The 15,267-nt window shown below is 74.1% G+C and carries 16 protein-coding genes; 7 read left to right on the top strand and 9 right to left on the bottom strand.

Annotation, left to right across the window (positions count from 1 at the left end; genetic code table 11):
• The first annotated feature begins 11 nt into the window (after positions 1-11).
• The 3 genes from BLU82_RS20315 to BLU82_RS20305 all read left to right on the top strand — a co-directional run bounded on the left by BLU82_RS20315 (position 12) and on the right by BLU82_RS20305 (position 2,743).
• Positions 12-1,133: a hypothetical protein gene (locus BLU82_RS20315; RefSeq protein ID WP_197682350.1), complete on the top strand. Its 1,122-nt coding sequence runs from the start codon at positions 12-14 to the stop codon at positions 1,131-1,133.
• Positions 1,134-2,084, top strand: coding sequence for a calcium/sodium antiporter (locus BLU82_RS20310; RefSeq protein WP_197682349.1), 951 nt, complete (start codon positions 1,134-1,136; stop codon positions 2,082-2,084).
• An 80-nt stretch (positions 2,085-2,164) separates the two neighbouring features.
• A complete protein-coding gene (locus tag BLU82_RS20305; protein ID WP_092622908.1) occupies positions 2,165-2,743 on the top strand; it encodes a dihydrofolate reductase family protein in 579 nt (192 codons plus the stop codon).
• Here the strand turns inward: BLU82_RS20305 and BLU82_RS20300 are convergent.
• Positions 2,733-3,434, bottom strand: a complete 702-nt coding sequence (locus BLU82_RS20300) for a helix-turn-helix domain-containing protein (RefSeq protein ID WP_092622907.1) — start codon at positions 3,432-3,434, stop codon at positions 2,733-2,735. The genes BLU82_RS20305 and BLU82_RS20300 overlap by 11 nt on opposite strands.
• 21 nt (positions 3,435-3,455) lie before the next feature.
• Complete coding sequence (locus BLU82_RS20295) at positions 3,456-3,983, bottom strand: DUF1772 domain-containing protein (RefSeq protein ID WP_172885657.1); 528 nt, start codon at positions 3,981-3,983, stop codon at positions 3,456-3,458.
• 178 nt (positions 3,984-4,161) lie between these two features.
• Here BLU82_RS20295 and BLU82_RS20290 point away from each other — a divergent pair, with 178 nt between their 5' ends.
• Both BLU82_RS20290 and BLU82_RS20285 read left to right on the top strand, forming a co-directional pair.
• Positions 4,162-6,615 carry a lamin tail domain-containing protein gene (locus BLU82_RS20290; protein WP_172885656.1) on the top strand — a complete coding sequence of 818 codons (2,454 nt, stop codon included), beginning with the start codon at positions 4,162-4,164 and terminating at the stop codon, positions 6,613-6,615.
• A gap of 156 nt (positions 6,616-6,771) precedes the next feature.
• Positions 6,772-8,055 carry an amidohydrolase family protein gene (locus tag BLU82_RS20285; RefSeq protein WP_092622905.1) on the top strand — a complete coding sequence of 428 codons (1,284 nt, stop codon included), beginning with the start codon at positions 6,772-6,774 and terminating at the stop codon, positions 8,053-8,055.
• Here BLU82_RS20285 and BLU82_RS20280 read toward each other — a convergent pair.
• Genes BLU82_RS20280 through BLU82_RS20265 form a run of 4 tightly spaced genes read right to left on the bottom strand, consistent with a single transcriptional unit; the run spans position 8,018 to position 10,951 of the window.
• Positions 8,018-8,494 carry an SRPBCC domain-containing protein gene (locus BLU82_RS20280; protein WP_092622904.1) on the bottom strand — a complete coding sequence of 159 codons (477 nt, stop codon included), beginning with the start codon at positions 8,492-8,494 and terminating at the stop codon, positions 8,018-8,020. The two genes, BLU82_RS20285 and BLU82_RS20280, sit on opposite strands and share 38 nt — an antisense overlap.
• A complete protein-coding gene (locus BLU82_RS20275) occupies positions 8,491-8,826 on the bottom strand; it encodes a helix-turn-helix transcriptional regulator (protein WP_092622903.1) in 336 nt (111 codons plus the stop codon). The genes BLU82_RS20280 and BLU82_RS20275 overlap by 4 nt, the downstream gene beginning before the upstream one ends.
• Before the next feature lie 26 nt (positions 8,827-8,852).
• Complete coding sequence (gene mftG / locus BLU82_RS20270; RefSeq protein ID WP_092622902.1) at positions 8,853-10,358, bottom strand: mycofactocin system GMC family oxidoreductase MftG; 1,506 nt, start codon at positions 10,356-10,358, stop codon at positions 8,853-8,855.
• Positions 10,355-10,951 carry a TetR/AcrR family transcriptional regulator gene (locus BLU82_RS20265; protein ID WP_092622901.1) on the bottom strand — a complete coding sequence of 199 codons (597 nt, stop codon included), beginning with the start codon at positions 10,949-10,951 and terminating at the stop codon, positions 10,355-10,357. Before BLU82_RS20265 ends, mftG begins: the two co-directional genes overlap by 4 nt.
• A 59-nt stretch (positions 10,952-11,010) precedes the next feature.
• On the opposite strand from BLU82_RS20265, the gene BLU82_RS20260 reads away from it, so the two are divergent.
• Positions 11,011-11,952, top strand: coding sequence for an ATP-binding cassette domain-containing protein (locus tag BLU82_RS20260; protein WP_092622900.1), 942 nt, complete (start codon positions 11,011-11,013; stop codon positions 11,950-11,952).
• Entirely contained in the window at positions 11,949-12,770 is an 822-nt protein-coding gene (locus BLU82_RS20255) for an ABC transporter permease (RefSeq protein WP_092622899.1), read from the top strand. The genes BLU82_RS20260 and BLU82_RS20255 overlap by 4 nt, the downstream gene beginning before the upstream one ends.
• Here the strand turns inward: BLU82_RS20255 and BLU82_RS20250 are convergent.
• From BLU82_RS20250 to BLU82_RS20240, 3 genes are all read right to left on the bottom strand, one after another.
• A complete protein-coding gene (locus BLU82_RS20250; protein ID WP_092622898.1) occupies positions 12,767-13,111 on the bottom strand; it encodes a VOC family protein in 345 nt (114 codons plus the stop codon). The two genes, BLU82_RS20255 and BLU82_RS20250, sit on opposite strands and share 4 nt — an antisense overlap.
• 64 nt (positions 13,112-13,175) lie before the next feature.
• Positions 13,176-14,429, bottom strand: coding sequence for a sugar ABC transporter permease (locus BLU82_RS20245; protein WP_092622897.1), 1,254 nt, complete (start codon positions 14,427-14,429; stop codon positions 13,176-13,178).
• Entirely contained in the window at positions 14,426-15,247 is an 822-nt protein-coding gene (locus BLU82_RS20240) for an ATP-binding cassette domain-containing protein (protein ID WP_092626062.1), read from the bottom strand. Before BLU82_RS20240 ends, BLU82_RS20245 begins: the two co-directional genes overlap by 4 nt.
• Between the last annotated feature and the right edge of the window lie 20 nt (positions 15,248-15,267).

Below are 15,267 nucleotides of genomic sequence, written 5' to 3'. Positions count from 1 at the left end.
ACCGTGGTCAGGTGACGCTGCACACGGACATCCCGACGCGCGCACAGCTGGAACGGCTGATCGCGGCGCGCGACCACGCCAGTGTCTCGATCTACGTGCCGACGAGCCCGCTCACGCAGCAGGCTCAGACCGGACGGATCGAGCTGAAGAACCTCGCGGCCGAGGCGCTGCGGCAGCTGGACGAGGCCGGCGCCGAGCGTGGCGCCGTCGCCGACGTCAGGGAGTCGCTGGACGACCTCGTCGAGGACGACGACTTCTGGGCCGAGCAGGCGCGCAGCCTGGCGGTGTTCGCGGCGCCGGGCGGTGTGACGGTGTTCCGGCTGCCGAACGAGCTGACCGGCGTCGTCGAGGTCAGCGACCGGTTCTACGTGAAGCCGCTGCTGCGCGCCGTCACGTTCCCGCAGGCCGGGTTCGTGCTCGCGCTCGCGGCCGGGTCGGTGCGGCTGGTCGAGGTCACCCGCGACGGCCCGCCGTTCACCGTCGACGTGCCGGGGCTGCCGTCCGACGCCGCATCGGCGGCGGGGAAGTCGTCGCTCGCCGACCGCGCGCCGGTCGGGCGCATCCAGGGCTCGGAAGGGCAGAAGGTCCGGCTGCGCCAGTACGCGCGCAAGGTCGACCAAGCGCTGCGCGGCGTGCTCACCGGCCTCGAGCTGCCGCTGATCCTCGCCGCCACCGAGCCGCTCGACGCCATCTACCGCTCGGTGAACAGCTACCCGCACCTGGCCGGCCCCGGCATCGCGGGCAGCCCCGAGGGCAGCACCGACGCCGAGCTGGCCGACAGCGCGCGGACGGTGCTCGACGATCTCTACGCCGGGCAGCTCGCGGAGCTGCGCGACCTCTTCGGCCGGCGCTTCGACCAGGGCCGCGCCTCGGGCGACGTCGCGACCATCGCGCGGGCCGCGACGTACGGCGTCGTCGACACGCTGGTCGTCGACATCGACGAGAAGCTGCCCGGCTACGTCGACGAGGAGTCCGGCGCGGTGACGACCGCCGCCGACGACGCCGCCAGCTACGGCGTCGCCGACGAGATCGCCCGCCGGGTGCTGCTGGCCGGCGGCCGCGTCGTGGCCGTCCGCGCCGACGACGTGCCCGGCGGCGGGCCGGTCGCGGCCGTGTTCAGATACGCGTTCTGAGTGTCGAGCGCACTGCTCATCGCCGCCGGCTTGGCCGGACTGCTGGGTGGTGCCGAACTGCTGGTCCGGGGCGGGACGGGGCTGGCGCTGCGGCTGGGCCTCGCGCCGATCGTCGTCGGGGTGACGGTGGTGTCGCTCGGCACCAGCCTGCCGGAGCTGGCCATCGGCATCGACGCCGCGCGCCAGGGCAGCGCGGGCCTCGCCGTCGGCAACATCGTCGGCGCGAACCTGATCAACCTGCTGCTGGTCCTCGGCCTCAGCGCGGCGATCAGCCCCATCGCGCTCGACACGCGCATCGTCAGGTTCGACCTCCCGATGATCGCGGCGGCAGCGGTGCTGCTGCTCGTCCTCGCGCTGGACGGGAGTCTCACCACGTTCGACGGCGTGCTGCTCGTGCTGTTCGCGGCCGGGTACACGCTCGCCATCCTGCGCGTCAGCCGGCGCGAGGGCGGCGCCGTCCGGGCGGAGTACGAGGCCGAGTACGCACCGAACGGGCCGTGGCGGGCCGTGCTGAGTCTGGTCGCCGGCATCGCGATCGTCCTGGTCGGCGCCACGCTGCTGGTGGACGGCGCCGTCGACGCCGCCCGGGCGTTCGGCGTCAGCGACGTGGTCATCGGGCTGACGATCATCGCGATCGGCACCACGACGCCCGAACTGGTGACCACGGTCCTCTCGACGATCCGGGGCGACCGCGACATCGCGCTGGGCAACCTGCTGGGCTCGAGCGTCTACAACATCGCCGCCATTCTCGGCATCACGGTCCTGGCGGCGCCGGGAGCCGTCGAGGTGCCCGGCGAGATCCTCGGCGGCGACCTGCTGCTGATGGTCGCGGCCGCGCTGGCCTGCATTCCGGTGTTCGTGTCGGGCCGCCGCATCAGCCGCGTCGAGGGCGGCCTGTTCGTCGCGGCCTACGCCGGCTACCTGACCTGGCTGCTCGTGGCGCAGACGTGACTGTCGGTTCCGTCCAAGACGCCGGCGCGGCCGAGCTCTAGCGTGGGTACCAGCAGTTCGTCCGAGTACGAGGAGACATCATGCGTGACCTGGTCTACACCGGCTTCATGTCGCTCGACGGAGTCGTCGACTCGCCCGGCGGCGGGCCGGGGGAAGGGCACCGCAGCGCCGGCTGGGTGGTCAAGGACCTCGAGTTCGTCCCGGAGGCGTGGTCGCTCAAGGGCGAGGAGCTCGCCGAGACGTCGGCGCTGATGTTCGGCCGCAACAGCTACGAGTCGTTCGCCACGACGTGGCCGTCCTCGGAGGACCACGCCGACTACAAGGAGCTGCCGAAGTACGTGGTGTCGTCGACGCTGCCCGACGACGCCGCCGTCGACGGCTGGGGTCCGATCACGTTCCTGCGCTCGACCGAGGAGGTCGCGGCGCTCAAGGAGAGCGACGGCGGCAAGATCTTCATCCACGGCAGCGCGGAGCTGGCCCGGCGGCTGGGCGACGCCGGCCTCATCGACCAGTACAACCTGCTGGTCTTCCCGGTGCTGCTCGGCGCCGGGGCGAGCGCGTTCGGCCGGGCCGACCGCGACAAGCAGATGCTGAGCCTGCGCGAGTTCGACACCTACTCGAACGGGATCATGAAGGTCATCTACGACGTCAGGCGCTGACGACGTCGAGCGCGATCGCCCCGCTGCCGCCCGCGCGCAGCTGCCCGGCGGTGCGCCCGACGTACGCGCGCAGCGCCCGGGCCAGGTGCGGCTCGTCGAAGTAGTCGAGCTTCGCCACGACGTCGGCGGCGGGATCGCCGCCGGCCAGCAGCTCGGCCGCCGTCCGGGCCCGTTCGATCTGCCGGACGGCGCCGCGGGTGAGCCCGGTGGCCGCACGGAACCGGCGCTCGACGGTGCGCTCGGAGACCGCCGGGTCGCCGCCGCGCAGCACCTCGGCGACGAGGGAGTCGCGGACGACGATCCCGGCCCGGACCAGCCGCGCCACCAGCGCCTCGGCGTCGTCGGGGCCCGGCGTCTCCCAGCGGGCGCCGTCGAGGCGGAACGTCCGGGACGTGGCGTCGGGCAGCAGGATGCCGCCGTCGACGAGGCCGGCCGTGGGGACGGCCCGCAGTGAGGTGCCCACGGCGAACTCGATGCCGACGAAGCTCGCGCCCATCGGCACCGGCGCGGTGTTCGTGCGGGTCTCGGGGCCGGTGACCCCCGCGTACGCGCGGCCGTCCTGCTGCCAGAACAGCAGGCCCCAGCGCACGCCGGCGACGGAGGTCATCTGCGCGACCTGCCCGCTGGCGCAGGTCCACACGGTGTCGACCCACGGCGAGCCGGACCCGCGGGACTCGAACCGCAACTCCACGGGCGAAGAATACGCCGCTGGTCAGCGCGCCGTCGCGGGCGCCGCCCGCAGCACGAGGGCGCGCGTGACGGCGCCGACGGCCGCGACCGACACCAGGCTGCGCACGAGGTTGGCGGCCGCCCAGGCGTCCTCGACCCGGTCGCGGACGTCGGCGAGGCCGGCGGCACTGCCGAGGCCTGCGGCGTCGATCTCCTCGTTCAGCGGGAGGTTCACCACCGCCGTCACCCCGACGACGACGGCGTAGAGCACCAGCGTGACGACGGCCCAGCGCGTCGCGGCCCGGTCGCCGTGCCGCCGCAGCACGACCGGCGCGAGGATCGTCAGGATCAGCGCGACGGTGTAGCTCAGCGGGAACACCGGGTTGTCGTTGTACCGCTGCAGGGTCGTCACGAACGTGAGGTCGTCGGCGCCGGCCAGGTTCGGCATGACGGCCACGGCGAAGGTGACGTTCAGGCCGGTGACCAGCACCAACGCCAGGAGCGTCGCGGCGAGGACAGCGACGTCCCAGCGGGCCCCGGCGCGGGTGCGTTCCTGCGTGATCTCGTTCATGGCACCACTGTGCGGCCGCCCCGCTGGCGTCACAATGCCTACGGGTCGCAGTTTCATGCTCGATCGTCCAGCAACCCGAGTTCGCTCGTCGTTCATCCGTTCTTCCCGGTCCGGTCAGTTCGTCCCACTTTGCTGTCCGGGGCGGCCGGGGGCCGCCGTAGCGACGAGGGGGAGCACGATGAGCGCGCGCAAGGCGCAGAGGGCGGCCGTGGCCGTCCTGGCAGTGGCGGGGCTGGTCCCGCTGGGGGCGGCCGGCGTCCCGGCGGCGGCAGGCCCGCAGGCCCCGGCCGTCGTCGTCAACGAGGTCTCGCAGCGGGTCAACCCGGACTGGGTGGAGCTGCACAACCCGGGTGACACGACGGTCGACCTGTCCGGCTGGAAGCTGCAGGACGACCAGGACCGTGGCCCCGAGGACTACGTCTTCCCGGCCGGCACCGCCATCCCGGCCGGGTGGTACCTGGTCGTCGACGCGGCCGAGGACGACACCACCGGGTTCGGGTTCGGGCTGGGCGCCGCGGACACCGTCCGGCTGTCCGACGCGGGCGGCGGCCTGGTCGACAGCCTCAACTGGACCGAGCACGCCGCGACGACGTACGGCCGCTGCCCGGACGGTACCGGCGAGGTCCGGCAGACGGCGGCGCCGACCCGCGGCGAGGCCAACGACTGCACGTCGCCGCTGCGGGTCAACGAGGTCGCGGCCGGGTTCGTCGAGCTGGTCAACCCGAGCGGCGCCGACGTCGAGCTGGGCGGGCACGTCGTGCGCGCGCCCGGCGCCGAGGACGGCTACGCGGTGCCGGACGGCGTCCTGGCGCCCGGCGAGCTGCTGCTGATCGAGGCCGCCGCGCTCGGCTTCGCGCCGGGCGAGGCGACCGGCGTCGAGCTGGCCGACGGCAGCGGCGCGATCGCCGATGCGCACAGCTGGGGGACGGTGCCGGAGCCGAGCGCCGGCCGCTGCCCGGACGGCCTCGGCGCCTTCACGGTGACGGCGGCGGCGACGCCCGGCGAGCCGAACGACTGCGTGCCGGTGGCCGGCCAGGACGTCGTGAAGGTGAACGAGGTCGAGTCCAGCGACGGCGTGCCCGGCGACTGGATCGAGCTGGTCAACACCGGCGCGGAGCCGGTCGACCTGTCCGGCTGGCTGGTGCGCGACAACGACGACACCCGGTTCTCCGCCATCGCGGCCGGGACGGTGATCGCGTCCGGCGGCTTCTACGTGCACGAGGAGGCCGCGCTCGGCTTCGGCCTCGGCGGCGGCGACATGGCCCGCGTCTACACACCGAACGGCACGCTCGTCGACGCCTACGCGTGGGACGAGCACGCGGCGTCGACGTACGGCCGCTGCCCCGACGGCACCGGCGAGTTCCGCACCACCACCTCGCCGACGAAGGGTGCGCCGAACCACTGCGACGGCGAGCCGCAGCCCGACCCGGACCCGGAGCCGGGCAGCCCGTGGCCCGGCGGGCCGGACGTCACCGTCGCTGACGAGGCCGGCGACTTCGACGGCGACCTCAGCGGCCTCGATCTCCAGGACGGCGTCCTGTGGGCGGTCGACAACGGCCGCGGGCAGCTGCACCGGCTGGAGTGGGACGGCGCCGTCTGGCGCGACACCGCCGCGGACGGCTGGGAGGCCGGCAAGCCGCTGCGCTACCCGGGCGGCGTCGGCACGCCCGACGGCGAGGGTGTGACGGTGACCGGCGACGGCTCCGTCGTCGTCGGGACCGAGCGCGACAACGACGACGACGGCGTCAGCCAGCTGAGCCTGCTCCGCTTCGACGTCTCCGGCGCCGAGCCGGAGCTGACCGCGTCGACGGAGTGGGACCTCACCCCCGAGCTGCCGCCGACCGGCCCGAACGCCGGCATCGAGGCGGTCGAGTGGGTGCCCGACGACGTGCTGACCGGCCTCGGCTTCGCCGAGGCGTCGACCGGTGCGCCGTACGACCCGGACGGCTACGCCGGGCACGGCGGCGGCGTGTACTTCGTCGGCATCGAGGGCACCGGGCTGGTCTACGCCTACCTGCTGCTCGACGACGGCGACGTGCACCGGCTCGCGGAGCTGGACCCGGGGCTGGGCGCCGTCATGGCGCTGGACTTCGACGTCGCCACCGGCACGCTCTGGGCGGTCTGCGACGACGGCTGCGACGGCACGTCCGCGCTGCTCGAGGTGGGCGACGACGGCGCGTTCGCGGTGACCGGGCGGATCGCGCGGCCGGCCGGGATGGCGAACCTCAACACCGAGGGCTTCGCGATCACGCCGGTCGAGGAGTGCGTGGACGGGCTGCGGCCGGTCTACTGGTCCGACGACAACGACACCGACGGGCATTCGCTGCGGACCGGCACGCTGGCCTGCCCGGAGCCGGAGCAGCCCGGCGAACCCGGCGAGCCCGGCGACGAGGACGGCGGCGCGGCCGAGGGTGGCTCGGGCGAGGTGGACGGCGGCGACGCCGACGCCGGTGCCGACGACGGCGATCAGGCGGGCGGCGGTGCAGGCGGCCCGGGCGACGTGGACGGCGGCGGCGAGGCGCTGCCGGACACCGGCGCTCCTGCCGCGACGCTGCTCGCGGCCGCGATGCTGCTCGCGCTGGCCGGGCTCGGGCTGATGCGGGCCCGGCGAGGAGGGCACGGCGTGAGCTGACCGGCCGGGCCGCCGTCGTCCCCGGGGCGGCGGCCCGAGCCGGTCCGGCACCGGGCCCGGACCGCGGTCCGCAGCGGCGGTCCGGCCCGAACCGCCAGCGCCGGCGTCCTGACACCCCTTACAGTGGCAGCTCCGGGCGACACGCAGGGGGAGACCATGGCCGACCCGAACGCGCTGCTCATCACCGACGTCGTCGTGTTCGACAGCGAGGCCGGGCGGCTCACCGCGCCGATGGACGTCACGGTGCGCGACGGCGTCATCGAGCGGGTCGTGCCCGCGGGCGAGGTCCGCGACGACGTCCCCGCCATCGACGGCAGCGGGCGCACGCTGCTGCCCGGCCTCATCGACGCGCACTGGCACGCGGCGTTCGCCACCATCCCGATGCAGGCCGCGCTGACCGCCGATCTCGGCTACCTGTACGCGCACGCCGTCGGAGCCGCCCACCGGACCCTGATGCGCGGGTTCACGACGGTGCGCGACGTCGGCGGGCCGTCGTTGGGTCTCAGGCGCGCCATCGACGAAGGCGTCGCCTCCGGGCCGCGCATCCTCCCGTCGGGGGCGTTCATCTCGCAGACCGCCGGGCACGGTGACTTCCGGCTGCCCTACGAGGTGCCGCGCGGCGTGGCCGGCCACCTCAGCCACGGCGAGCTCATGGGCGCGGGCGCCATCGCCGACGGTGTCCCCGAGGTGCTGCGCGCGGTGCGCGAGCAGCTGCGCAACGGCGCGACCCAGATCAAGCTCATGGCCGGGGGCGGCGTCACCTCCAGCTACGACCCCATCGACGTGGCGCAGTACACGGCGGCGGAACTGCGCGCCGCGGTCGACGCGGCGGGCGACTGGGGCACCTACGTCACGGTGCACGCGTACACGCCCAAGGCCGTGCGCACCGCCGTCGAGGCCGGCGTGGCCTGCATCGAGCACGGCCAGTTGCTCGACGAGCCCACCGTGGCGCTCATGGCCGAGCGCGGGGTCTGGTGGTGCCTGCAGCCGTTCCTCGACGACGCCGACCTCAACCCCGTCGCCCCGCCGAACCAGGCCAAGCTGGAGAGCGTCGTCGCCGGCACCGACACCGCCTTCGCCCTGGCGATCGAACACGGCGTCAAGGTCGCCTTCGGCACCGACGTCCTGTTCGACCCGCGCCTCGCCGAGCGACAGGGCGCCATGCTGGCCAAGCTGACGCGCTGGTACTCGCCCGCCGAGGTCCTGCAGCTGGCCACCATCCGCAACGCGGAGCTGCTGGCGCTGTCGGGGGAGCGCTACCCGTACCCCGGGCGGCTCGGCGTCGTCGCCGAAGGGGCGCTCGCCGACCTCGTGCTGGTCGACGGCGACCCGGTGGCCGACATCTCGCTGGTCGGCCGCCCCGACACCGCGTTCGTCGCGATCGTCAAGGACGGCCGGGTCGTCAAGGGCGCCGAGCTGGTCCGGACGGCGCCGGCCTGACGGCGCGGGCGGCGACCTCGCCGCCGTAGCGGCCGAGCACCGTCGGCCAGCCGCGGTCGTACTCGGCGCGGGCGGCGGCAGGGTCGGCGTAGGACTCCCAGCCGCTGTGCCGCAGCGTCACCAGCGTGCCGCCCTCGACCGCGGCGAAGGTGACCTCGACCAGGCCCGCGACGTCCGCCGGCCGGCCCGGGTGCCAGCTGAACGCGACCACGCCGGGCGGCTCCCACCGGGTGACGGTGCCCCAGACCGCCTCGTCGCCGGATCCGGTCCGCTCGACGATGACGCCGTCGACGAAGCCGACGGAGCCGGCGCGGCCGCCGTGGACGCTCAGCTCGGCCAGCGGCCACCAGCGGCCGATGCCGTCGGTGAAGACCTCGAACGCGACCGCCGGCGCGGCCTCGACCAGCACCTCACGGCGTACGGGTGGGACGGTGGTCATGGCCGCACCTCCTGATCAGCGGACGCGACGCGGGCGACCTCCGCCGCGTACGCGTCCAGCGCGACGTCCCACGTGTGGACCAGCCACTGCTGCACGGCCGCCAGGCCGCCGGGCGCCAGCGCGTAGAGATTCCTGGTGCCGACGCTGCGGTGCTCGATCAGCCCGGCGCCGCTGAGCACCCGCAGGTGCTTGCTCACGGCGGGCCGGCCGACCGGCAGTCGCTCGGCCAGCTTGCCGACGGGCGTCGGGCCGTCGCGCAGCAGCTCGAGGATGCGCCGCCGCACGGGCTCGCCGAGGGCGTCGAACGCCGCATCCGCTGTTTGGTTACTCATGGGCAACGGTTACTCTACAGCAACCATTACCGTTCCGCCTCGATCAGGGCGGCCAATCTCTCCCCGGCCATGACGGCGGTGGCGGCGGGCCCGCTGGTCGTGACGGCCGGGAAGATCGACGTGTCCGCGACCCGCAGGCCGGTGACGCCGTGGACCCGGCCGTGCTCGTCCACGACGCCGTCCGGGCCCATCGCGCAGCCGCCGCTCAGGTGCACCGCCGTCCAGACGTGGCCGAGCAGCCACCGATCCAGCGCCGCGTCGTCGCCCAGCACGTCGTCGGGCGGGCCGCCACGCGCCGCCACCAGCGGCCGGAACGCCGGCGCCGTCAGCAGCCGCACCGCCACCCGGACGCCCTCGCGCAGCCGGGCGCGGTCGTCGGGCGTGGCCAGGTAGCCGTGATCCAGCCGCGGCGGCACGGCCGGGTCCGCCGACGCCAGCTCGACCGTCCCGCGGCTGGTCTCCTGCTGCAGAGCGACCCGCAGCGAGTGGTCGTCGCCGGCGCCCGGGACGACCGTGCCCAGCGGCCGGGTCCAGCACAGGATCTCGAGGTCACCCGCGTACGGCGACCCGGTCGCGGTGAACGCCAGCCGTCCCTGCAGCGGCAGCGCGTCCGACGGCGGCAGCGGCGCGGCGCGGTAGCCGACGGTGATCTCCGGGTGGTCGGACGTGCCGCGGCCGACGCCCGGCGCGTCGGCGACGACGGGGAGGCCCAGCGACGTCAGCGCGGCCGCCGGCCCGACGCCGGACAGCATGAGCAGCTGCGGCGACAGCACCGCGCCGGCCGCCAGGATCACCTCGCCGGCCCGCACCCGCGTCGGCCGGCCGCCGAGCGTGACGTCCACCCCCGTCGCCCGCGTCCCGTCGAACAGCACCCGCCGCACCACCGCGTCGCCCAGCACCGTGAGGTTCGGCCGTCCGGCGGCCGGCGCGAGGTACGTCAGCGCCGTGCTCTGCCGCACCCCGCCGGCGACGGCGAGCGGGACCGGGCCGTGACCGGGCGGCCCGCCGTCGTTCTGGTCGGGCTGCGCCGGGAACCCCAGCTCGCCGCAGGCCGCGTAGAACGCCGAGGTCAGCGGGTGCGGCACCGGGTCGCGTCGCACCGGGACCGGCCCGCCCCGCCCGTGCCCCGGCCGGTCGCCGTAGTCGTGGTCGTCCTCGATGGCGGCGAAGAACGGCCGAACCCGCTCCCACGACCATGCCGGGTTCCCGAGCGCCGCCCACCGGTCGAAGTCGGCCGGCGTGCCGCGGACGAAGTAGCCGCCGTTCACCGTCGTCGACCCGCCGAGGACGCGGCCGCGCGGCACCACCGCCGTCCTCGACGACGTCAGCCGCGTCGGGAACGCCCACGCCGCCGGGTGGCCGGGCGCCGCGGCCGGCATCGTGGCCGCGTCGAGCAGCTCCGCGGGCACCGAGGCGGGGCCGGCCTCGAGCAGCAGCACCCGCCGGGACGGGTTCTCGCTGAGGCGCGCGGCCAGCACCGCACCGGTCGCCCCCGAGCCGGCCACGACGACGTCGTACGACGGCCCGTTCACACCGCGGCGATCGCCTCGACGGCGTGGTCGACGGCGCGCAGGATGCGCGCCGTCGCATGCTCGGGGTCGGGCTGCCCGCCGTCGAGCCAGGCCATGATCGACTCGATGAGCAGTGCCGTCGCGGTGCGCGCGGCCCAGTCGGTCCACGCGCGGTCGGTGGCGCCGTCCTCCACGTAGGGCCGCACGTGCGCGGCCATCGACGTCTTGAGCTCGGCGATGCCGTCGCGGAACTCGGGTTCGACGGCGGCGTAGCGGAACAGCACGCGGAAGCCGTCGGGGTCGGAGCGGGCCCAGTCGATGACCCGCGCGACGCTGTCGTCGTCCATCTCGCCGTCGACGACGGCCGCGGCGTACAGCCGCTCGGCGGCGCGGTCGATGACGGCGGCGTACAGCTCGTTCTTCGACTCGAAGTGCCGGTAGACGATCATCCGGGTGACCCCGGCCGCGGCCGCGACGTCGTCGAGGCCGGTGTGCGCGAACCCGCCGGCCCGCGCGAACGCCGAGGTGGCGGCGTCGAGAATCTGCTCGCGCCGTTCGGCCCGGCCGAGCCTGCGCGCCGGTGCGCGGCTGGTGGTGGCGTCCATCACGGTCATTCTCCCGTACGCTAAGTATATTCTGAAGTATATACTATGGAATCTACTAAGGAGGAGCGATGGAACCAGCGGTGGTCGCCGAAGGGCTGACCAAGGCGTTCGGGAGCACCCGCGCGCTCGACGGGTTCGACCTGACGGTGCCCGCGGGAACGGTCTGCGGGCTGCTCGGGCCCAACGGCGCCGGCAAGTCCACGGCCGTGCGCATCCTGTCGACGCTGCTGCGCCCGGACGGCGGCCGGGTGCGGGTGGCCGGGTTCGACGTCGTCGGCGACCCGGTCGAGGTGCGTTACCGCATCGGCCTGGTCGGCCAGCAGCCGGCCGTCGACGAGATGCTGACCGGCCGCGAGAACCTGGAGATGTTCGGTCGGCTCTACCGGCTCGGCCCTGCAGCGGCGCGGCGCCGGGCGGCGGAGCTGCTCGAGACGTTCGACCTCGGCGACGCCGCCGACCGCCGGCCCAAGGGCTACTCCGGCGGCATGCGGCGCCGGCTCGACCTCGCGATCAGCTTCGTCATGGCGCCGCCGGTGCTGTTCCTGGACGAGCCGACCACCGGCATGGACCCCGGCCACCGCCTCGAGCTGTGGCACGGCGTGCGCACGCTGGTCGCGCAGGGCACGACGGTGCTGCTCACCACCCACTACCTCGACGAGGCCGACCAGCTGGCCGACGAGATCACCGTCATCGACCACGGCCGCGTGATCGCCCGTGGCACGCCCGACGAGCTGAAGTCGCGGCTGCGCGGCGACCGCATCGACGTGCTGGTCGGCGACGCCGCCGACGTCGCGGCGGTGGGCCGGGTGCTGGCCGGGGTCACCGGCGGCGCGCTCGAGGTCGACCAGCAGGCCGGACGGGTCAGCGTCGCGGCGCCTGACCGGGTCGCGGCGCTGGCCCGGGTGGCCCGCGCGCTCGACGACGAGGGCGTCGCCGTCCGCGACATCGCCCTGCGCCGGCCCACGCTCGACGAGGTGTTCGTCCAGTTCACGAAGGAGGAGGCGGCATGAGCACGGTCACCGTCCCGCGGACCCGCCCGGAGCGGCTGCGGGTCGCGCTCTCCGACGCCCTGACGATGACCCGGCGCAACCTGCGCTACTGGTGGCGCTCGCCGGAGGAGGTCGTGGGCGCGCTGGCGTTCCCGCTGATCTCGGTGCTGCTGTTCGGCTACGTGTTCGGCAGCGCCATGGTGGTGCCCGGCGGGGCGGACCACAAGGAGTACCTGCTGCCCGGGCTGTTCGGCATGACGATGGTGTTCGGACTGGTCAACACCGTCGCGGCGGTGGTGACGGATCGCGCTCGGGGCGTCACCGACCGGTTCCTGACGATGCCGGTCGCGACGTCGTCGATCCTGGCCGGACGAGCCACCGCCGACGTCGTCCGGGCGATGGCCGACCTCGTGGTGCTGGTCGGCTGCGGCTACCTCGTCGGCTGGCGCTGGCACGAGGGGACGGCGGCCGCGCTGGCCGCCGTCGGGCTGCTCGTGCTGCTGCGGTTCGCGCTGATCTGGGTCGGCATCTACGTGGGCCTCGTGCTCCGCTCGCCCGACGCCGCGTCGGTGCTGTACCCGCTGGTGCTGCCGTTCGCGATGATCGCGAACACGTTCGTGCCGCCGTCGCTGATGCCGGGCTGGCTGGGCGCCGTCGCCGAGGCGAACCCGATGTCGGCGACGGTCGCGGCGACGCGCGAGCTGTTCGGCAATCCCGCCGTGCCCGGCGGGTCGTGGCTGACGGAGCACGCGCTGGCGCTGGCGGTCGGCTGGCCCGTGCTGCTGCTCGTCGTGTTCGCGCCGCTGGCGGTCCGGCAGTACCGCCGGGCCCGCCGCTAGGAGACGGGCGCGCCGCCGTAGCCGATCTCGTTGCCGTCGGGGTCGTGGTAGGTGAACTTGCGCACGCCGTTGCCGTACGTCTCGCGCACCGCCGGCTCGATGCCGCGCGCCGCGATGCCGTCGGCCAGCGCGTCGAGGTCGTCGACGAAGACGGTGACGTGGGTGTGGCCGGCGTGCTCGGGCGCCTGGTGCACCGCGAGGTAGCGGTGCTCGGCCAGCTCCCACACCACCTCGGTGTCATGGGCGCGGAACGCGAACGGCACGCCGAACAGCCGCTCGTACCAGTTGGTCGCCGCCGCGAAGTCCGTCACGGGCATGACGGGGAAGAGGTCCAGAGCCATCCCGGGATCGTAGTCATCCGGCCGCCCGGCGGCGCGTGCGCACGCGCCACCGGACGGCCCGGAGTCAACCTCGTCCGCTGCTGGCGCGGGCCCGCCGGGCGATCGCGTCGATCGACACCGCGAGCAGCAGGACCGCTCCGGTGACGATGTAGCGGACCGACGAGTCGACACCGATGCGGTTGAGACCGCTGGTGATCGCCGTCAGCACCAGCACGCCGAGCAGCGCGGAGTAGGCCGAGCCGCGCCCGCCGAACAGGCTGGTGCCGCCGATGACCGCCGCCGCGATGGCCGTCAGGTTGACGTCGTTGCTGCCGCTGGCCTGCGACACCGACGTCAGCCGGGCGAGGAACATCAGGCCGCCGGTCGCGGCCAGCGCGCCGGTCAGCGAGAACGCCGAGATGTAGATCCAGTTGACGTTGATGCCGGACCGGCGGGCCGCCTCGACGTTGCCGCCGACGGCGTACAGGTGCCGGCCCCACGTCGACTTGCGCAGCACGAGGTCCAGCAGCACGACCAGCCCGACGAAGAACACCACGGCGTAGCCCCAGCCGCGGTCGATGTTCAGGTAGTACGTCAGGAAGCCCAGCCCGCCGAGCAGGATCGCCGACTTCACCAGCACCAGCGTCAGCGACTGCGCCGGCAGCCCGGCCGCCGTCCGCCGCCGGATCCCGATGATGCTGACCAGCGCGTACAGCGCCACGAGCGCCAGCACGACCACGTACGAGACGGCCGGGCTGAGGAAGTCCTCGCGGGCGAACTGCGCCAGCGGCGACGACCGCGGCAGGTTGATCGTGCCCTGGTCGCCGAGCACCACGTACTGCACGCCGACGAAGCCGAGCAGCCCGGCCAGCGTGATGACGAAGCTCGGCACGCCGATCTTGGTGAAGATGAGCCCGTACGCGACGCCGATGGCCGCGCCCGTGCCGGCCCCGGCCAGGATGCCCAGCGCGAGCGGCTGGTCCTGGTTGACCACCAGCACCGCGGTGATCGACGCCGCCAGGCCGCTGATCGAGCCGACCGACAGGTCGATCTCGCCGAGCAGCAGCACCAGCACGATGCCGACCGCGATGATGCCGTACGGCACCGCGTTCAGCGTGATGTTCACCAGGTTGCTCGACGACAGGTACGTGACGTCCTGCAGGTAGAAGACCAGGCCGATCACGAACAGCCCGATCACGACCGGCAGCAGCCCGAGGTCGCCGTCGCGGATCCGCCGGCGGAACGCGTCGGCGGCGCCGCGCAGACCGGTGTCCTGAGCCAGCCGCTCGTCGATCAGGTCGGACCGGGCCGCGGTCTCGTCGGCCTGTGTCCTGCTCATGCCGGCCCTCCTGACGCGTCGCGGCGGGCGTTGCGTTCGGCGACGACGTTGTCCGACGCGCCGGTGATGGCGGCGACGAGCTGCTCGGTCGTGACGTCGACGGCGCGGAACTCGGCCTCGTTGCGGCCCAGCCGCAGCACCACGATGCGATCGGCGACGGCCTGCACGTCGGCCATGTTGTGGCTGATCAGGACCACGCCGAGGTGCTGCTCGCGCAGCCGCTCGACGAGGTTGAGCACCTCCGCGGTCTGCGCGACGCCCAGCGCGGCGGTCGGCTCGTCCAGCATGACGACCTTCGGCTGGCCCACCAGGCTGCGGGCGATCGCGACGGTCTGCCGCTGGCCGCCGGAGAGGCTGGCCACCGGGATGCGCACGGTCGGGATCTTCGCGCCCAGCTCGCGCAGCAGCCGCCAGGACTCCTTCTCCATGGCGACCTCGTCCATCCACGCCTTCGTCCCCAGCTCGCTGCCGAGGAACAGGTTCGCGACGACGTCGAGGTTGTCGCAGAGCGCGAGGTCCTGGAAGACCGTCGCGATGCCCAGCGACTGCGCGGCGCTCGGGCTGTGGATGTGCACCTGGCGGCCCTCGACCCGCATCGCGCCGGAGTCGGCCTGGTACACCCCGGACATGATCTTGACCAGGGTCGACTTGCCCGCGCCGTTGTCGCCGACCAGGGCGACCACCTCGCCGGCGTGGACCTGGAAGTCGACCCCGGCCAGCGCCTGCACGGCGCCGAAGTGCTTGCCGATCCCGGTGAGCTCCAGGACCGGCCCGGTCGTGGCGGCGGACGCACCGCTCTCGTGTGTGGCGACGCTCATCGGCACCATCTCCTCATCGT

Origin of the sequence: Jiangella sp. DSM 45060 (assembly GCF_900105175.1) — a bacterium.
In the GTDB taxonomy this organism is placed as follows: Bacteria; Actinomycetota; Actinomycetes; order Jiangellales; family Jiangellaceae; genus Jiangella.
This window is presented reverse-complemented; position numbering and strand designations above follow the sequence as displayed.